The following is a 17,475-nucleotide window of genomic DNA, read 5'->3' as shown; positions in this document are numbered from 1 at the left end:
GCTAGCCGCTCAGAGCTGCCACCATCGGTCTATCGCCGGCGACGCGCCCCGCTCGACGCGCTGCCCCGGTTTGGGCACCACGACGCTCACGCCCGCCCGGTCGGCGGCCGACAGCAACCGCTCCACCGGTTCGGCCCACGGGTGCGGCGCGAGCCGGAAGGTGCCCCAGTGGATCGGCAGCAGCACACCACCGCCCGAGTCGGTCATGTCCTGGTGCGCGCGGACGGCTTCCTCGGGATTCATGTGGATGTCCGGCCACGCCGGGTGGTAGGCCCCGACGGGGAGCAGGGTGAGGTCGAAAGGCCCGTGATCCGAACCGATCCCGGCGAAGCTGGAGGTGTATCCGGTGTCGCCGCCGAAGAACGCGCGGTGCCGGGGCCCGGCGATCACCCACGACGCCCACAGGGTGGTGTTGCGGGTGAACAGCCGGCCGGAGAAGTGCCGCGCGGGCGTGCACACGAGCGTCAGCTCGCCGATGCGGTGGCTCTCGTTCCAGTCGAGCTCGACCACCCGCGTCTCGGAGATCCCCCATTTGCGCAGGTGGGCACCCACCCCGAGCGGTACGACGAACGGCGCCCGCTGTGTGCGCGCCAGCCCGAGGATGGTGTCGATGTCGAGGTGGTCGTAGTGGTCGTGGCTGATCAGCACGGCGTCCACGGCGGGCAGCTGTTCCAGCGGCACCGGCGGTTCGTGCAGGCGTTGCGGACCGACCGCGCGCGACGGCGAACAGCGGGCGCTCCAGATCGGGTCGGTGAGCACGCGGTAGCCGTCGACCTCGACCAGCGTGGTGGAGTGCCCGTGCCAGTAGGCCGCCAGACCCGCGGCCTCCGCGTCGGGCGAGGCGGGGGTGACCACCGGGATGGGCCCGCCGGGTTTGCCGTTGTCGCCGAGCACCAGATCGCGCATCAGCATCCGGCGCTCTTCGGCCTCCATGGACATGGCGGCGGCCGGTTCGAGGTTGAGGAACTCGCCGTCGCGGTAGTTCGGCGACCGTTTGGCGACCGGGTGGATCTCGGCCGGGGTCGCACCCAGCGAGGCGGGCGTGCCGTGCAGCGCCCGCAGTACCCAGCCACCGGCCAGCACCGAGGCCGTTCCGAACCCGAACCGCAGCGCTGCACCCCACATGTCAGGCCCCCTGGAACCTCGGCGGCCGCTTCTCGATCCGCGCGACCTGCGCCTCGATGATGTCCTGGCTGGCCCATGCCCTGTCGAACAGTTCCTGGTGCGCGGGCCAGGGGTCCTCGTAGGCGCCGTCGTCGTTGAGCACCCGTTTGGCGTGCTGCAGCGCCAGCGGGGCGAACCCGGCGATCTCCTGCGCCCACGCCTGCGCGTCGGTCAGCGTGCCGACCCGGTTGGCCATGCCCGTCTGCAGCGCGACGTCGGCGGTGAGCCGCTCGGCCGCCAGCAGCATGCCGCGGGCCCGGCCGGCACCGACCAGCGACGTCAGCCGCCGGATGCTCCAATTGTCCAGCGCGATACCGTACTTCGCGACCGGGAACTGGAAGTAGGCGTCGGGCGCCACGACCCGCAGATCGCAGATCATCGACAGGATCACGCCCGCGCCGATCGCCGGGCCGTTGATCGCGGCGATCACCGGGACCGGCGCCTTGTCGATGGCGAAGTTCAACGCCCTGGCCTTGTCGGGCAGTTCGTCGGCGACGCCCTGGCCGCCGGACAGATCCGCACCCGAGCTGAACACGTGACCCGCTCCGGTGAGGACGATGGCCCGGACGTCCTCGGTGGTGGCCTTCTCGATGGCCTCGCGCAGACCGTCGACGAGTTCACCGTTGAGGGCGTTGCGCCGCTCCGCCCGCTGCATCTCGAGGGTGAGCACGTGGCCGTCGCGTGTGGCACCGATCATGCGGCCACTGTATATAGCCTTGCGCTGTGAGCCGGATCGGTGCCCTCGAGCTGCGTGACACCGTCCTGGACGAGGGATCGTTCCGCAGCTGGGACAGCCCGCCGACGGCGGTGGCCACCACCGACTCCTACCGGGCCGAACTGGCCGCCGCCGCGGCGGCCACCGGGCTCGACGAGTCGGTGCTCACCGGTGAGGGCCGGGTCTTCGGCCGCCGGGTCGCGGTGGTGGTGTGCGAGTTCGACTTCCTGGCCGGCTCGATCGGGGTGGCCGCCGCCGAACGCATCACGGCAGCCGTGCAGCGGGCCACCGCCGAACGGCTGCCGCTGGTGGCGTCGCCGTCCTCGGGCGGCACGCGGATGCAGGAGGGCACGGTGGCGTTCCTGCAGATGGTCAAGATCGCCGCCGCGGTGCAGCTGCACAAACAGGCGCACCTGCCCTACCTGGTCTATCTGCGGCACCCCACGACGGGCGGGGTGTTCGCGTCCTGGGGGTCGCTCGGCCACGTCACCGCCGCCGAACCGGGTGCGCTGATCGGATTCCTCGGACCACGCGTCTATGAACACCTGTACGGCGAACCGTTCCCGTCGGGCATCCAGACCGCGGAGAACCTGCACCGGCACGGCGTGATCGACGGGGTGGTGCCGCTGGCCACACTGCGGGACACGCTCGACCGCGCGCTCACCGTCCTCGCCGATCCGCCGGACGCGCCGCCGCCCGCACCCCCCGCCGAGCCGCCCGCGGACGTGCCGGCGTGGACCTCGGTGGAGGCGTCGCGGCGCCCGGACCGCCCCGGCGTCGGCTACCTGTTGCGGCACGGCACGACCGACCGGGTCCTGCTGTCGGGGACGGGCCGTGGCGAGGCGGCGACGACGCTGCTGGCGCTCGCCCGGTTCGGCGGCCAACCCGCCGTCGTACTGGGTCAGCAGCGGGTGCTCGGCGGGATGGTCGGCCCGGCGGCGCTGCGGGAGGCGCGGCGCGGGATGGCGCTGGCGGCCGGGCTGCAGCTGCCGCTGGTGCTCGTCATCGACACGGCGGGCCCCGCGCTGACGGTCGAGGCCGAACAGGGCGGGCTCGCCGGGGAGATCGCGCGCTGCCTGGCCGACCTCGTGACGCTGGACACGCCGACGGTGTCGGTGCTGCTCGGTCAGGGTTCGGGCGGACCCGCGCTGGCCATGGCACCGGCCGACCGGGTGCTCGCGGCGCTGCACGGATGGCTGGCGCCGCTGCCGCCGGAGGGTGCGAGCGCGATCGTCTACCGGGACCTCGACCACGCCGCGGAACTCGCCGCGGCCCAAGGGGTGCGCTCGGCGGATCTGCTGCAGCACGGCATCGTCGACACCGTGGTCGGCGAACATCCCGACGCGGCCGACGAACCGCTCGAGTTCACCCAGCGCCTGTCGGCGACGATCGCGGTGGAACTGCACGGGCTGCGCGACGTCCCGGCGGAGGTCCGGCTGCAGCGGCGCCTGGAGCGCTACCGCCGCATCGGGCTGCCCTGACTCAGCCGCCGAGCTCGTCGACCGCGGTGTTCAGCGCGGCCGCCTGCTCCTCGAGGCCACGGGCGTCCAACGAGGCACCACCGGTCCGCTTGAGCAGTTCGTCGCGGGAGATGATCTCGAGCGCGCCGCGGTACTGCTCGGAACCCAGCTGCCCGGCCGTCACCACCTCGACGCGGCCCTCGATCAGCACCAGCACCGCGTCACCGTCGGTGTCGAGCAGCCGGCGTACGTCGTCTGCGCCGATCGTCATCACTGCCCCCGTCCGGTCTGCTGCTGTAGTCGGTCGATCGTCTCCGAGGCCTGCGCCTTGGTCAGGTTGTCCGGAATCTCCTCCCCCGCCTCCTGAGCGAGAGTGTGGAGATAGCTGCGCTGCGGACCGGTCATCGGCTCGTCACCGGTGACCCACTGCGACTGGTCTTTCTGCGGGTTCTCCTGCGGCGCGACGCCTGCTTGTTCACTCATGACGGTCCTATGCCCGCTCACGCCCCCGACTATGCGCGTCATCCGAACATCAGTGCGATCAACAGCGACCCGCAGGCGATCAATTCCAGCGGCAGCCGCAGGAGGCCGCGCCGCGTCCACGCGACCGCCGCCGCCTCGTCGACTCCCGCAGGATCGGCGGCCTCGGGCGGGGAATCGAGCAGCGCCCACCCGCGCGCGACGGCGTGCCCGCCCGCCGCGACGAGCGGCGCGGTCCGCACCGCGGGGTCCGCCCAGGCGGCGACCAGGCTGACCACGAGCAGCACCTCGAACGCGGTGTAGGCCGGCGTCCAGAACCGGTGCCGCGCGATGCCCCCATTCCTGGCCTGCACGATGCCGGGCCTGCGGGGCCAGAACGGGTCGACGGCCAGGGCTTCGTAGAGCGCGCCGCCGAACACCACACAGGCCGACAGTGCGGTCACGGCGAGCAGCAGCAGCGTCGGAGTGGGCATCGCCGGTGATTATCCCGACGAATCGGCCCCGCCGTTCAGCACGGGGCCGCGACGTCGGGTGCGGATGTACAACACCGCACCGGCCAGTGTGACCTCCACCACCGCCAGCGCCGTCGGCGCGCTCATCGCGGTCGAGGCCTGTGCCGCCGGCCCGCCGTGATCATGGCCTGGGGCGGGCAGGTGAAAGGCGATCATCGCGATGTTCATCAGGGCCACGACCAGCCACGCCCGGGTGGTGCCCGCCACCCACAGCTCGTGGGCGCAGTAGAGGCACCCCACGATCATCACCGCCAGAAGTGCGCCGACCACCGGGTTCGCGGCGTGGCCCAGCGATGTCGCGTGCAGCCCCGCAGAGACCGCGGCGAGCAGCGCACACCCGCGCCGCGCCAGGACGGCCGACCGGTGTGCGGCGGACATCGTCACATCCTCGCAGCACACGCCGACATCGGCAGGCCGATCGGAGCGCGATGCGGCTCAGTCGCCGGCGTCCAGACCGAGCAGCCGGACGCTCTCGGCACGCATATCGACCTTGCGGACCTTGCCGGTGACGGTCATCGGGAACTCGTCGACGATGTGCACGTAGCGCGGGATCTTGTAATGGGCGAGCTTGTCGCGGGCGAACTCCCGCACCGCTTCGGCGGTCAGCGGCGCCCGGCCGGGCCTCATCCGGATCCAGGCGCAGATCTCCTCGCCGTACCGGTCGTCGGGGACGCCGATCACCTGGGCGTCCTCGATGTCGGGATGGGTGTAGAGGAACTCCTCCACCTCACGGGGGTAGATGTTCTCGCCGCCGCGGATCACCATGTCCTTGATGCGCCCGACGACGTTGCAGTACCCGTCGTCCCGCATGACCGCGAGATCACCGGTGTGCATCCACCCCTCGGCGTCGATCGCCTCGGCGGTCTTCTCCTTGTCGTTCCAGTAGCCCAGCATCACCGAATAGCCGCGGGTGCAGAACTCCCCGGGCAGACCGCGTTCCACCGTCTCGCCGGTCTCGGGGTCGACGATCTTGACCTCGACGTGCGGATGGGCGCGACCGATCGAGGCGGTGCGCCGTTCCAGGTCGTCGTCGATCAGCGTCTGGCACGACACCGGGGAGGTCTCCGTCATGCCGTAGGCGATCGCGACCTCCGTCATGTGCATCTCGTTGACACAGCGCTTCATCACCTCGACGGGGCAGACCGAGCCCGCCATGATGCCCGTGCGCAGCGACGACACGTCGGTGCGCGGGAAGTCGGGGTGACCGAGCATCGCGATGAACATCGTGGGGACCCCGTAAACCCCTGTGCACCTTTCCTTCTCGATGGCCGTCAGCGTCATCCCGGCGTCGAACCCCGGCGCCGGGATCACCATGGTGGCGCCGTGCGTGGTGCATCCGAGGTTGCCCATCACCATGCCGAAGCAGTGGTAGAACGGCACCGGGATGCACAGCCTGTCGGCCGGGCCGAGGCCGATCAACTCGGTGACGAAGAACCCGTTGTTGAGTATGTTGCGGTGCGACAGGGTCGCGCCCTTCGGGAAGCCCGTTGTGCCCGACGTGTACTGGATGTTGATGGGATCGCCGACGGCCAACTCCGCCATACAGTTCCGCAGCTTCTCGACCGACACGAGGGACGCGCCGCGGCGCAGTGCCGCCCAGTCGTCGGTGCCCAGGAAGACCACCTCGCGCAGAAGGTTGCAGCGTGGCCGCACCTCCTCGACCATCGCGACGTAGTCGGAGGACTTGAACGCCGTCGCCGCGATCAGCGTGCGCACCCCGGACTGTTCGAGCACGTAGGCCAGCTCGTGGGTGCGGTAGGCCGGGTTGACGTTGACCAGGATCGCCCCGATCTTCGCCGCCGCGTACTGCACGATCGTCCACTCGGCGCAGTTGGGCGCCCAGATCCCGACCCGCTCGCCGCGTTCGACGCCGAGGGCGAGCAGACCCCTTGCGACGAGGTCGATCTCGTCGTTCAGCTCGGCATAGGTCCACCGCCTGCCGGTGAACACCTCGACGAGCGCCTCGTTGTCGGGATGCCGCGCCACGATGCGTTCGAGATGCGCGCCGATCGTCTCCTCGATGAGAGGGGTGACGGTGGGGCCCGCGTCGTAGGACTTCATCCGGTCACCAGATCCTCGTAGCGGTACTCGGTGGGGATCGCCCGGCCCGCGCTGTGCTCTTCACGGCGGCGCAACTCGACCCGGCGGATCTTGCCCGAGATCGTCTTGGGCAGTTCGTAGAACTCGACGCGGCGGACCTTCAGGTACGGCGCGAGGTGGTCGCGGGCGTACTCCATGATCGCCTTCGCGGTGTCGGCGTCGGCCTTCCAGCCGTCGGCCAGGGCTACGTAGGCCTTCGGCACCGACAGCCGGGTGTCGTCGGGCTGGGGAACCACCGCAGCTTCGACCACGGCGGGGTGCTCGATCAGCACGCTCTCCAGTTCGAACGGCGACACCTTGTAGTCCGAGGACTTGAAGACGTCGTCGGTGCGGCCGATGTAGGTGATGTAGCCGTCCGGATCACGTTGGGCGACATCGCCGGTGTGGTAGTAGCCGCCCTCGGTCACCGCCGCGTTGCGCGCCGGATCGTCGAGGTAACCGGTCATCAGGTTGACCGGCCGCCGGCTCAGGTCCAGGCAGATCTCACCCTCCTCGGCGAGACGGCCGGTGAGCGGATCCACCAGCACCACCGGAACGCCGGGCATCGGCCGGCCCATCGATCCGGGCTTGACCGGCTGGCCGGGGGTGTTGCCGATCTGCAGTGTCGTCTCGGTCTGGCCGAAACCGTCGCGGATCGTCAGCCCCCAGGCCTTCTCCACCTGCGCGATGACGTCGGGGTTGAGCGGCTCGCCCGCGCCCAGGATCTCGCGCAGCCCCGCGGGTTTCGCGCCGAGATCGGACTGGATGAGCATGCGCCACACCGTCGGCGGTGCGCAGAAGGTGTTCACCTGGGCCCGGTTCAGCTGGCGCAGCAGCGCCGCGGCGTCGAACCGGCGGTAGTTGTAGACGAAGATCGTCGCCTCGGCGATCCACGGCGCGAAGAAACAACTCCACGCGTGTTTGGCCCAGCCCGGGGAGCTGATCGCCAGGTGTACGTCACCGGGCCGCACACCGATCCACGCCATCGTCGACAGGTGCCCGACCGGGTAGCTCACCTGAGAGTGCTCGACGAGTTTGGGCTTGCTGGTGGTCCCCGAGGTGAAGTAGATGAGCATCGTGTCGTCGACGGTGGTGCGCGCGGTGAACGGACCGGCCGAGACGGTGTCGTAGGCGTCGCCGTAGGTGTGCCAGCCGGCGACCGAGCCACCCACCGCGATGCGGATGTAGTCGCCGCGCACGTCGGCGAACTTCACGGTGTCGGCGGCGTTGGCGATCACCGCCGTCGCGCCGCCGCGGGTGATCCGGTCGGTGAGGTCGTCCGGGCCCAGCGCGCCCGTGGTGGGCATGGTGACCGCGCCGAGCTTGGCCACCGCCAGCATCGCCTCCCAGAGCTCGACCTGGTTGCCGAGCATGAGGATCACCCGGTCGCCCATACCGATGCCGCGCCGCTCGAGCCAGGTGGCGACCCGGTCGGAACGGTCCGACATCTGCGCGAAGGTGATCTGCTCCTCGCGGCCGTCCTCCTCGACGATCCACAGCGCCCGCCGATCGGCGGTGACCGGGTCCCGCGCGATCGCGTCGAACCAGTCGGTGGCCCAGTTGAACGTGCCCTCCAAACGGGGCCACTCGAAACTCCGCAGCGCCTTGTCGTAGTCGCCGATGACCGCGACCAGCTGGTCGCGCGCGCTGCGGTACAGATCGGTGTTGGTGCTCATGCGGATATGCTCTACGTCACACACGTCCGTTCGCTACCCCCGAAAGAGGGTGTTGTCCGTGCGCCCGCCGGTCTCGCCGCTGCTGCGGCCGCGCGACGCCGACGCGCTGCGCGCCGAGCTGCGGCGCATCGCGTCGACGACCGGCCTTCCGGTCACGTTCGGCGGCGAGGTGTTCGACCGGACGCTGCTGCTGAGCGAGTTCGTCGGCGCCAGGACCAGCGGGTTGCGCGGGCTCGCGGTGCGCCCGAACTCCGGCCTCGGCGGGGCCACCGTGGTGGCGGGCCGCCCGCTGTCGGTGTCCGACTACCGCCGCGACCTCACCATCACCCACGACTACGACGGACCCGTACTGGGCGAGGGCATCCACTCCGTGCTGGCGGTCCCCGTCGTCGTCGACGGCGAGGCCCGCGCGGTGCTCTACGGGGCGCAGCGCTCACCCGCGCCGATCGCCGACCGGACCGCCGAGTTCATCGTCACCTCGGCGCGCCGCCTCGCCACCGAACTGCGGATCCGCGACGAGGTGGACCGGCGGCTCCGGCTGCGCGAGGCGGCACAGGCCGGCACCGCGAACGGGATGGCCGGGGCCGAACAGGTCCGCGAGGTGCATGCCGAACTGCGCCGGCTGGCCGCCGACTCCCCCGACGGGCCGACGCTGCGCGCGCTGGCCGACCGGCTGGCCGCCGCGCTCGGCGGGGACGTTCCCGCCGTCGAGACGCCGCTGACCGTACGCGAGCTCGACGTGCTCACCCAGGTCGCGATGGGCTGCACGAACGCCGAAGCGGCACAACGTCTCTCGCTGCAGCCGGAGACGGTGAAGAGCTACCTGCGCAGCACGGCCGCCAAACTCGGCACACGGACCCGCCATGAATCGGTGTCCCGGGCGCGGCTGCTGCGCCTCATCCCCTGACGCGTCCGTGCGAGGATCGCTGGTGTGTCCGCTGTCACACCGTTTCGCATCGACGTTCCCGACGCCGTCCTGACCGACCTGAAGAGCCGCCTGGCCAACACCCGGTGGCCGGAGGCCGAATGCGTCGACGACTGGAGCCAGGGCATCCCGCTCGCCTACACCCGGGAGCTGGCCCACTACTGGGCCGACGGGTACGACTGGCGGGCCCGCGAAACCGCGCTCAACCGGTTCGACCAGTTCACCACCGAGATCGACGGGCTCGACATCCACTTCGTCCACCAGCGGTCGTCGCGGCCCGACGCGTTCCCGCTGATCCTCACCCACGGGTGGCCCGGATCCGTCGCCGAGTTCGCCAAGGTCATCGAACCACTCGCCGACGCCGGCTACCACGTGGTGTGCCCGTCGCTGCCGGGTTACGGATTCTCCGGCAAACCGGCGTCGACCGGGTGGGGCATCGAGCGCATCGCCGAGGCCTGGGACGAGCTGATGGCGCGTCTCGGCTACGACCGCTACGGCGCCCAAGGCGGTGACTGGGGTGCGGTGGTCACCACGCAGATCGGCCGCAACGAACGCGGATGCGTCGCCATCCACACCAACATGCCGATCGGGCGGCCACCGAAGGATCTCACCGACCCCACCGACGAGGAACAGCAGACGCTCGCCGCGATGGCCGAACGGAAGCGCTGGGGCACCGGGTACTTCCAGCAGCAGGCCACCCGCCCGCAGACGCTGGGCTACGGGCTGGTCGACTCCCCCGTCGGGCAGCTCGCCTGGATCGTCGAGAAGTTCCGGGAGTGGAGCGACTGCGACGGCCATCCCGAGAACGTGTTCACCAGGGACGAACTGCTCGACAACGTCATGCTGTACTGGTCGACCGCATCGGCGGCGTCCTCGGCCCGGCTGTACTGGGAAAGTGGTGTCGGAGGCCGGGGTTCGGGGCCGGTCCGCGTGCCGACCGGTGTGGCGTCCTTCCCGAAGGAGATCGTCCGGATGCCACGGTCGTGGTGCGAGGACAGCTACCACCTCACCCATTGGACGGACATGCCGCGCGGCGGGCACTTCGCCGCGCTCGAACAGCCGGAGCTGTTCGCGGGCGACGTCATCGCCTTCTTCGACACGGTGCGCTGACATGCTCGACGCCGACTACCTCGTCGTCGGGGCGGGTGCGATGGGGTTGGCGTTCGTGGACACCCTGATCACCGAGACCGACGCCACCGTCGTCATCGTCGACCGCAACCACGCCCCCGGCGGGCACTGGACCACCGCGTACCCGTACGTCCGGCTGCACCAGCCATCGGCGTACTACGGCGTCAACTCGCGACAGCTCGGCAGCGGCACGATCGACCAGAGCGGACCCAACGCCGGGTTCTACGAACTGGCCGGCGGTCCGGAGGTCTGCGCGTACTACGAGACCGTGGTGCGTGAGCATCTGCTGCCGTCCGGGCGGGTCACCTACCTGCCGATGAGCGAACACCTCGGCGACGGGCGGATCCGCACCCTCGGCGGTGACGAGGTGGAGGTTGCCGCGCGCCGGACGGTGGTCACCCACTTCGACGTCGTGGTGCCGTCGATGCGGCCACCCACCTACGCCGTGGCCGACGGCGTCGCGTGCATACCGCCGAACGCACTGCCGCGGATCGCCGCCCACGAGCGGTACGTCATCGTCGGCGCGGGCAAGACCGCGATGGACGCGTGCGTGTTCCTGCTCCGCCACGGTGTGGCCCCGGCGCGGCTGACGTGGATCAAACCCCGCGAGTCGTGGCTGATGGACCGCGCGACAGTGCAACCCGGGTCGAACTTCACCAAACGGGTGCTCGCCGACCTCACCGGGCAGATGACCGCGGTCCGGGACGCCACGTCGCTGCCGGACCTGTTCGGACGCCTCGAGTCGAACGGCTCTTTGCTGCGGGTCGACCGATCCGTCGACCCCACGATGTACCGCTGCGCGATCGTGTCGCAGGGCGAATTGGAGATGCTGCGCAGCGTCGAGGACGTGGTGCGGCTCGGGCGGGTGACCGCGGTCGAGCCCGGCCGGGTCACGCTCGACGGCGGCAGTGTCGACATCGCCGGTGATGCGCTCTACGTGGACTGCACCGCCGACGGTCTCGGCGACAAACCGCCGACGACGGTCTTCGACGGTGACCTGATCACACTGCAGACCGTGCGGACGTGCCAGCCGGCGTTCAGCGCCTCGGTGATCGGCCACGTCGAAGCGGCCTACGGCGATGACGAGACGCGCAACGCGTACTGCGGACCGGTGCCGTATCCGCGCGTCCCCGCCGACTGGCTGCGCATGATGCTGGCGTTCCACCGCAATCAGCAGCGGTGGTTCGCCGATCCGCGGATGATGGCGTGGCTCGACGGCGCGCGGCTGAACATCCTGCACCACGTCACTGCGGGTGTGAGCGAACGTGCCCGCGAACGGATCGTCGGAATGATGGCCTCACAGCTGCCTGCCGTCAACGACAAACTCGAGGCGCTGCTCGCCGGCGCGTGAGCGTTGCTGCGGCGGTGTCGCCGACGGGTTGTACCCTGAAGGCGTTTGCTGGGGGAAACAGTTGGTCGGCGGCGAACCGGGGGCGGGGAAGATGACGGCGGCGTTCTCGCGACGATGGTGGTCACACGCGCACCACTACGAGTGGATGAGCGACTATCTGGCCGCCCGCCGGATGACCGGGGCGGTCCGGCTCATGATGGGCGGGATCGCGGCGTCGCTGGCGCTGTGTCTGGTGATCCTGCTGCGCTACGACGGGCCACAGCACACCGTGCCCGTCGCGATGACGTGGGCCGCGTTCGGGGGCGGAGTGGTCGGGGTGGTGATGTGGCTGCGCCGCTGGCCGACCCACACCGAATCGGTGGTGTTCGCCGTCGTGTCGAACGCCGCGATCGCCCTGTCGTGCCTGGCCTACCCGAACCCCACGGAGCGCTGCTCGGGTGCATCTCGTTCGCGACCATCGCCGCCTACATCGCGTTCTTCCACTCGACGGCGCTGGTGCTCTACAACTTCGCGGTGACGGCGGTCGTCAGCGTGATCGCCGCGCTGCGCATCGCCATGTCCGGGCATCCCGCGATGGCGGTCGTCGACCTGTTCATCGTCGTGCAGATCAACATCGCCATGCCGGTCGCGATCCACGTCCTGGTCCGGGCGCTCGGCGTGGATCTGGCGCGGGCCGACCGGGATCCGCTCACCGGGCTGCTGAACCGGAGGGCCTTCCACACCCAGAGCGCCAAGCTGCTCGCCGCCGAGGCGGGACAGCCGGGCTCTCACCTCGTCATGGTGGTGGTGGACCTCGACGACTTCAAGCAGATCAACGACACGTACGGCCATCAGGTCGGCGACGAGACCCTGATCGCCGTCGGTCAGGCCCTGTCCCGGGCCGTCGTCGGCGCCCCGGCGGTGATCGGCCGCAGCGGCGGTGAGGAATTCGTCGTCGCCGCCGTCCTGGACACCGACAATCCCGGTCCGCTGGCGCAGCAGATCTGCGAGGAGATCGCCGCGCTGCCCGAACCCGTGACCGCCAGTGTCGGAACCGCGTGCATCGCGCTGGATTCGGCGCCCGGGAGTCACGAGTCGACGTTGGCCCGCATGGTCCGGGCCGCCGACGCGGCGATGTACGAGGCGAAGCGGGCCGGCGGCAACAAGTGTCACCACTTCAGCGAACCGTATCGCTGAGGATTCAGGCGGCGCGGGCACCGCGACACTGAAACTACGCAGCGAAAGTCCGAGAGACCCCCTGCGTGGCTTCCGTCTCGCGGATTCGTCTGGCGCGTTCCACCCGCGAGAGGATGTCGGCCTCGTCGTCTTCGGCGATCACCCGGACGACGATCCACCCTTGCGCTGCGAGACGTCGCAGCTTGCGCTGATCCATCACATAGCGCCGCCGGCTCGTCCGGTGGTAGTCCCCGTCGTACTCGACGGCGATTCTCAACTCGGGCCAGCCCATATCCGCAACACCGATGAGCCCGAGATGGTCGAAAACCGGGATCTGCGTGATCAGCGAGTCGTAGCCGTTGTCGATGAGAAGCAGCCGCAACCAGGTTTCCTTTGGCGAGGCCGCGCCGGCGTCGATCAGCGGCAACGCGACTCGTAGTCGCTTCGACCCTCGCGCGCGGGGATAACGCCGCGCCAACGACCGGACATCGTCGACGGAGAAGCGCTGCGCCCACATCAGCGCATCCAGCCTCGCGACAGCGTCATCGCGTGGTAGCCGTCGACCGAGATCGAAAGCCGTTCGCACGCAGGTTGTCACGGGCATCCGACCGAAGCGGTCGACCTCGTCGGTGGCGACGGTGTCGTTGCGGACGATCAGACCCTCGGGCGGATGGGTGTTGTTCCAGATCAATTCGATCGGGATGCCGTCGTCGATCCACGGCGCACCCTGCATCGCCGCGGCCGACAGCCCACCGATCACCGCGCGCCGCCGCGACCACAGCCACGCCGCGTAGATCCTGTCCTTCAGCGAGAGCTCCACCCGCTCAGGGCAATACACGTCCGGAAAGATGCGTGTGTGCCGGCGCGCCAACTCATGCCGTGTGACGTCGCCGCTTGCCAACGCCTCCGTGCCGATGAAGATCCTCCCCATTCGCTGATGCTGGCAGCAGGCACCGACAGATCTGGCGACACTGAAACTACGCAGCGAAAGTCCGAGGAACCCCCTGCGTGGCTTCCGTCTCGTCGCACGACAAAGCCGGCCTCAGGCCAGCGACTGCTCCCACGCGCGGTGCAGGGCCGCGTACCGACCGCCGTCGCGCCCGATCAGCTCCGCGGGGGCGCCGTCCTCGACGATGCGACCGTCCTCGAGCACCAGCACCCCGTCGGCGATCGCGACCGTCGACAACCGGTGAGCGATGACCAGCGCGGTGCGGTCGCTCAACACGGTCTCCAACGCGCGCTGCACCATCCGCTCACTGGGGATGTCCAGTGACGACGTCGCCTCGTCGAGGATCAGCACCGCCGGGTCGGCCAGGAACGCCCGTGCGAACGCGACCAACTGACGCTGCCCCGCCGACAGCCGGCCGCCCCGCTTGGCGACATCGGTGTCATATCCCTCGGGCAACGAGTCGATGAACCGGTCCGCCCCGACCGCCTGCGCCGCCGCGCGCACCTCCGCGTCGGTGGCCTCCGGGTTGCCGAACCGGATGTTGTCGGCGATCGTGCCCTCGAACATGAAGTTCTCCTGCGTCACCATCACCACGTGCCTGCGCAGCTCACTCTGTGAGAGCCGGCGCAGATCGGTGCCGTCGAGCGTCACCGACCCCGATGTCGGGTCGTAGAACCGGGCGATCAGTTTGGCGATCGTCGTCTTGCCCGCACCGGTCGTGCCGACCAGCGCGACGGTCTGCCCGGCCGGGACGGTCAGGTCCAGCCCCGGCAGCACCGGCCGGTCCGGCGAGTACCCGAAGCGCACGCGGTCGAAGGAGATCTCCCCCCGCACGGTGTCCAGACCCACCGGGTCCGCGGGGTCCTCGATGCCCGGCTTCTCGGCGAGCACGCCCGCCAGCTTCTCCAACGCCGACGACGCCGACTGGAAGGTGTTGAAGAACTGCGAGATCTCCTGCATCGGTTCGAAGAACATCCGCAGGTAGAGCAGGAACGCGGTCAGTGTGCCGATCGTCATCTCGCCGTGCAGCGCCCGGTACCCGCCGTAGAGCAGCACCACCCCGGTGGTGATGTTGCCGACCAGCTTCACCCCCGGCATGAAGATCGCCAGCAGCCGGAAGGTCCGCTCGTTGATGACGCGGTACTCGTCGGCGATGTCCTCGAAGATCTCCTGGTTGCGCGGTTCGCGGCGGTACGCCTGAACCGCCTTGATACCGGTCATCGTCTCGACGAACTGGACGATCACCAGCGCAGCGCTCTCCCGCACCTTGCGGTATGTCTTGGCCGACTCGTTGCGGAACCACCACACCAGCGCCACCAGGATCGGGAACGCGGCCAGGCACATCAGCCCGAGCTTGACGTCGAGCGTCACCAGCAGCACCGCCGTCCCGACCAGCGTGAGCACCGCGGTGATCAGGCTGTCGAAGCCCGTCTCCAGCATGTCCTGGATGGCTTCGACGTCGTTGGTCGAGCGGCTCACCACCCGGCCCGAGGTGTACCGGTCGTGGAAGGCGATGTCGAGGCGCTGGAAATGCCGGAACACCCTGCGGCGCAACTCCAGCAGCACCTTCTGGCCGATCCGGCCCGAACGCCGCAGGAAGAACATCCGCCCGCCGGCCTGCACGAGCACCACCCCGCACAGCGCGCCGACGATGAGCATCAGCTCGCGGGCCGACCCGCCGTCGAGCAGCGGCGGGATGCCGTGGTCGATCCCGCGCTGGACGAGGATCGGCACGGACAGCCGCGCGGCGTTCTCCACCACCACGACGAGCGCGAGCAGGAACACCGTCATCCGGTACGGCTTGAGCAGGCTGCCCAACAGCGCCCTGGCCTCGCGGCGGCGGGGCACGCTCTCGTCGATCGGGAGGTCGTCGGGGTCCCGCTCGTCCTTGACGCGTCCGCGCCAGTCGGTGACGGTCATCGGCGTTCGGCCTCCGACGTCACGAAGCGGCGATCGGCGCAGGCCTCGTCGGTCGCCTCGTGTTCGGTGTAGGAGTGTTCGATGCGCTCGCGCGCATCGTCGTCCTCCCAGTCGGCGACGCGTTCGGCGCCGTCGTCGAGCTCGTCGTCGGCGGCCAGCAGATAGCGGTACCGGGGCACGTCGGCGAGCAACTGCGCGTGCGTGCCGACGTGGGTGACGGTCCCGTCCTCGAGTAGCGCGACCTTATCGGCGAGCAACACCGTCGACGCCCGGTGCGCCACGACGATGCCGGTGACGGCGTGCAGCACCCGGCGCAGCGCCTCCTCCACGACGGCCTCGGTGTGCACGTCGAGTGCGGACAGCGTGTCGTCGAGCACAAGGATCCTGGGGGCGGCGAGGATCGCACGGGCCAGCGACAGGCGTTGCCGCTGACCGCCGGACAGGCTCATCCCCTGTTCGCCGATGCGGGTGTCGAGCCCGAACGGCAGATCGTGGACGAACTGGGCGGCGGCCACCTCGACGGCCTCGGCGAGCTGTTCGTCGGTGGCGTCCGGCCTGCCCAGTCGAAGGTTCTCCGCGACCGACATCGAGAACAACGTCGGATCCTCGAACGCTGTCGCGACCGCCTGGCGCAGCGCGGGCAGCGACAACTCCCGGATGTCGACACCGTCGATCCGGATCGCCCCCTCGGTGACGTCGTAGAGCCTCGACAGCAGCGCCGCCAGCACCGACTTGCCCGATCCGGTCGACCCGACCAGCGCCAGCGTCTCCCCCGGTTCGACGGTGAGACTGACGTGGCGCAGAGCCCAGTCGTGCGGTTCGGCGTCCGGGAACCGGAATCCGACGTCGACGAGTTCGAGCCGCCCGCCGCGCGGGCTGTCGGTGCGCGGGCCGTCGGCGATCTCCCGTGGCGCGTCGAAGATCTCGGCGATGCGATTGGCCGCGGTGTAGGACTCCTGCATCATCGACAGCAGGAAACCGAGCGACGCGATCGGCCACACCAGCGACAGCATCATCGTGATGAACGCGACGAGCGTGCCGAGCGTGACGAAGCCGTTGCCGGCCGCGTAGGCGCCGAAGCCGAGCACCACGATCAGCGTCAGGTTCGGGATGACCTCGAGCAGGGTCCAGAACTTCGCGGACACCGACACCCGGCTCACCTGGGTGTCGTAGAGATCGGTCAGCTGGGCGTCGAACCGGTCGTAGACGTAGTCCTCCCGTCCGAACGACTTGACCACCCGCAGCCCCAGTGCCGCCTCCTCGACGTGGGTGGCGACGTGGCCGGACTGATCCTGCGCCAGCCGCGAGAGCCGGGTGTACTCCCGCTGGAAGTGCAGCACCGTCATCGTGATCGGCACGATCGACACCAGCACGACCACTCCGAGCGGCCAGTACATCGACAGCAGGATCGCGGTGACGACGACGATCTGCAGCCCGTTGAGGACCAGGAACACCAACCCGAACGACATGAACCGGCGGATCGTCGACAGATCGTTCATCACCCGCGACAGCAGCTGGCCGGACTGCCAGCGGCCGTGGAAACTCATCGGCAGGATCTGCAGCCGGGCGTAGAGGTCCTTGCGGATGTCGGCCTCGACGCCCATGGTGGCGCGCGACACCAGCCACCGGCGGATGAACCACAGCACGGCCTCGGTGACACCGACGCCCATCGCCGCGGCGCCCAGCACCCACAGACCCTGCTGATCCTGGTGGCGAACCGGCCCGTCGATGACGGCCTTGGTCATCAGCGGGATCGAGATCGTCGCGCCCAGGCTGGTGATCGCGATGACGAACATCGCGATCCAGCGCGCCCGGTAGGGCATCAGGTACGGCAGCAGCCGCCACAGGTCGGAGCCGGCCCTCGGCCGCGTCCGCCGAGCAGCGATCGCGGGCGCCGACACGAGGGCGCGTGAATCGGGATTGGCCACTTAGTCAATCTTCCCATCGGCGGCAACTCGATA

General features: G+C 69.8%; 17 protein-coding genes. 6 read left to right on the top strand and 11 right to left on the bottom strand.

Going from position 1 to position 17,475, the window contains the following annotated elements:
- Positions 1-9: 9 nt before the first annotated feature.
- Both AU196_RS23275 and AU196_RS23270 read right to left on the bottom strand, forming a co-directional pair.
- A complete protein-coding gene (locus tag AU196_RS23275) occupies positions 10-1,125 on the bottom strand; it encodes an MBL fold metallo-hydrolase (RefSeq protein ID WP_059097443.1) in 1,116 nt (371 codons plus the stop codon).
- Between the two features lies 1 nt (position 1,126).
- Entirely contained in the window at positions 1,127-1,861 is a 735-nt protein-coding gene (locus tag AU196_RS23270; RefSeq protein ID WP_059097442.1) for an enoyl-CoA hydratase, read from the bottom strand.
- A gap of 26 nt (positions 1,862-1,887) precedes the next feature.
- Here AU196_RS23270 and AU196_RS23265 point away from each other — a divergent pair, with 26 nt between their 5' ends.
- A complete protein-coding gene (locus tag AU196_RS23265; protein ID WP_059097441.1) occupies positions 1,888-3,360 on the top strand; it encodes an acetyl-coenzyme A carboxylase carboxyl transferase subunits beta/alpha in 1,473 nt (490 codons plus the stop codon).
- A gap of 1 nt (position 3,361) precedes the next feature.
- Here AU196_RS23265 and AU196_RS23260 read toward each other — a convergent pair whose 3' ends face one another.
- The 6 genes from AU196_RS23260 to AU196_RS23235 are packed head-to-tail and all read right to left on the bottom strand — an operon-like array spanning position 3,362 to position 8,086.
- Positions 3,362-3,610, bottom strand: a complete 249-nt coding sequence (locus AU196_RS23260) for a hypothetical protein (RefSeq protein ID WP_059097440.1) — start codon at positions 3,608-3,610, stop codon at positions 3,362-3,364.
- The gene (locus tag AU196_RS23255; protein WP_059097592.1) at positions 3,610-3,822 is read right to left on the bottom strand and encodes a DUF3072 domain-containing protein; all 213 of its coding nucleotides are present in this window, start codon (positions 3,820-3,822) and stop codon (positions 3,610-3,612) included. The genes AU196_RS23260 and AU196_RS23255 overlap by 1 nt, the downstream gene beginning before the upstream one ends.
- A 38-nt stretch (positions 3,823-3,860) precedes the next feature.
- Positions 3,861-4,292, bottom strand: coding sequence for a hypothetical protein (locus AU196_RS23250; protein ID WP_059097439.1), 432 nt, complete (start codon positions 4,290-4,292; stop codon positions 3,861-3,863).
- A 9-nt stretch (positions 4,293-4,301) separates the two neighbouring features.
- Positions 4,302-4,709: a hypothetical protein gene (locus tag AU196_RS23245; protein ID WP_059097591.1), complete on the bottom strand. Its 408-nt coding sequence runs from the start codon at positions 4,707-4,709 to the stop codon at positions 4,302-4,304.
- Positions 4,710-4,766: 57 nt separating this feature from the next.
- On the bottom strand, positions 4,767-6,392 hold the full coding sequence (locus tag AU196_RS23240; protein WP_059097438.1) for an AMP-binding protein: 1,626 nt from the start codon (positions 6,390-6,392) through the stop codon (positions 4,767-4,769).
- Positions 6,389-8,086, bottom strand: coding sequence for an AMP-binding protein (locus AU196_RS23235; RefSeq protein WP_059097437.1), 1,698 nt, complete (start codon positions 8,084-8,086; stop codon positions 6,389-6,391). Before AU196_RS23235 ends, AU196_RS23240 begins: the two co-directional genes overlap by 4 nt.
- A gap of 49 nt (positions 8,087-8,135) precedes the next feature.
- Between AU196_RS23235 and AU196_RS23230 the strand changes: the two genes are divergently transcribed.
- The 5 genes from AU196_RS23230 to AU196_RS23215 all read left to right on the top strand — a co-directional run bounded on the left by AU196_RS23230 (position 8,136) and on the right by AU196_RS23215 (position 12,666).
- Positions 8,136-8,993: a helix-turn-helix transcriptional regulator gene (locus tag AU196_RS23230; RefSeq protein WP_059097436.1), complete on the top strand. Its 858-nt coding sequence runs from the start codon at positions 8,136-8,138 to the stop codon at positions 8,991-8,993.
- Between the two features lie 24 nt (positions 8,994-9,017).
- Positions 9,018-10,121 carry an epoxide hydrolase family protein gene (locus tag AU196_RS23225; RefSeq protein WP_059097435.1) on the top strand — a complete coding sequence of 368 codons (1,104 nt, stop codon included), beginning with the start codon at positions 9,018-9,020 and terminating at the stop codon, positions 10,119-10,121.
- A 1-nt stretch (position 10,122) separates the two neighbouring features.
- Positions 10,123-11,490 carry an NAD(P)-binding protein gene (locus AU196_RS23220; protein ID WP_059097434.1) on the top strand — a complete coding sequence of 456 codons (1,368 nt, stop codon included), beginning with the start codon at positions 10,123-10,125 and terminating at the stop codon, positions 11,488-11,490.
- Between the two features lie 91 nt (positions 11,491-11,581).
- On the top strand, positions 11,582-12,007 hold the full coding sequence (locus AU196_RS26200; protein ID WP_231737688.1) for a hypothetical protein: 426 nt from the start codon (positions 11,582-11,584) through the stop codon (positions 12,005-12,007).
- On the top strand, positions 11,890-12,666 hold the full coding sequence (locus AU196_RS23215; RefSeq protein ID WP_231737687.1) for a GGDEF domain-containing protein: 777 nt from the start codon (positions 11,890-11,892) through the stop codon (positions 12,664-12,666). The genes AU196_RS26200 and AU196_RS23215 overlap by 118 nt, the downstream gene beginning before the upstream one ends.
- A gap of 34 nt (positions 12,667-12,700) precedes the next feature.
- Here AU196_RS23215 and AU196_RS23210 read toward each other — a convergent pair whose 3' ends face one another.
- The 3 genes from AU196_RS23210 to AU196_RS23200 all read right to left on the bottom strand — a co-directional run bounded on the left by AU196_RS23210 (position 12,701) and on the right by AU196_RS23200 (position 17,442).
- Complete coding sequence (locus AU196_RS23210) at positions 12,701-13,576, bottom strand: putative endonuclease domain-containing protein (RefSeq protein WP_059097433.1); 876 nt, start codon at positions 13,574-13,576, stop codon at positions 12,701-12,703.
- A gap of 111 nt (positions 13,577-13,687) precedes the next feature.
- Entirely contained in the window at positions 13,688-15,514 is a 1,827-nt protein-coding gene (locus AU196_RS23205; protein WP_059097432.1) for an ABC transporter ATP-binding protein, read from the bottom strand.
- A complete protein-coding gene (locus tag AU196_RS23200) occupies positions 15,511-17,442 on the bottom strand; it encodes an ABC transporter ATP-binding protein (RefSeq protein WP_059097431.1) in 1,932 nt (643 codons plus the stop codon). The genes AU196_RS23205 and AU196_RS23200 overlap by 4 nt, the downstream gene beginning before the upstream one ends.
- Between the last annotated feature and the right edge of the window lie 33 nt (positions 17,443-17,475).

The organism is Mycobacterium sp. IS-1742 (genome assembly GCF_001500125.1).
In the GTDB taxonomy this organism is placed as follows: domain Bacteria; phylum Actinomycetota; class Actinomycetes; order Mycobacteriales; family Mycobacteriaceae; genus Mycobacterium.
The sequence above is the reverse complement of the archived record's forward strand: the minus strand, read 5'-3'. Positions and strand labels throughout refer to the sequence as shown.

Bases quoted from the DNA above. Each gene is read 5' to 3' on its own strand.
- AU196_RS23260 (WP_059097440.1), bottom strand. From the start codon at position 3,610: ATGACGATCGGCGCAGACGACGTACGCCGGCTGCTCGACACCGACGGT.
- AU196_RS26200 (WP_231737688.1), top strand. From the start codon at position 11,582: ATGACGGCGGCGTTCTCGCGACGATGGTGGTCACACGCGCACCACTAC.
- AU196_RS23270 (WP_059097442.1), bottom strand. From the start codon at position 1,861: ATGATCGGTGCCACACGCGACGGCCACGTGCTCACCCTCGAGATGCAG.
- AU196_RS23255 (WP_059097592.1), bottom strand. From the start codon at position 3,822: ATGAGTGAACAAGCAGGCGTCGCGCCGCAGGAGAACCCGCAGAAAGAC.
- AU196_RS23210 (WP_059097433.1), bottom strand. From the start codon at position 13,576: ATGGGGAGGATCTTCATCGGCACGGAGGCGTTGGCAAGCGGCGACGTC.
- AU196_RS23245 (WP_059097591.1), bottom strand. From the start codon at position 4,709: ATGTCCGCCGCACACCGGTCGGCCGTCCTGGCGCGGCGCGGGTGTGCG.
- AU196_RS23205 (WP_059097432.1), bottom strand. From the start codon at position 15,514: ATGACCGTCACCGACTGGCGCGGACGCGTCAAGGACGAGCGGGACCCC.
- AU196_RS23250 (WP_059097439.1), bottom strand. From the start codon at position 4,292: ATGCCCACTCCGACGCTGCTGCTGCTCGCCGTGACCGCACTGTCGGCC.
- AU196_RS23240 (WP_059097438.1), bottom strand. From the start codon at position 6,392: ATGAAGTCCTACGACGCGGGCCCCACCGTCACCCCTCTCATCGAGGAG.
- AU196_RS23235 (WP_059097437.1), bottom strand. From the start codon at position 8,086: ATGAGCACCAACACCGATCTGTACCGCAGCGCGCGCGACCAGCTGGTC.
- AU196_RS23275 (WP_059097443.1), bottom strand. From the start codon at position 1,125: ATGTGGGGTGCAGCGCTGCGGTTCGGGTTCGGAACGGCCTCGGTGCTG.
- AU196_RS23220 (WP_059097434.1), top strand. From the start codon at position 10,123: ATGCTCGACGCCGACTACCTCGTCGTCGGGGCGGGTGCGATGGGGTTG.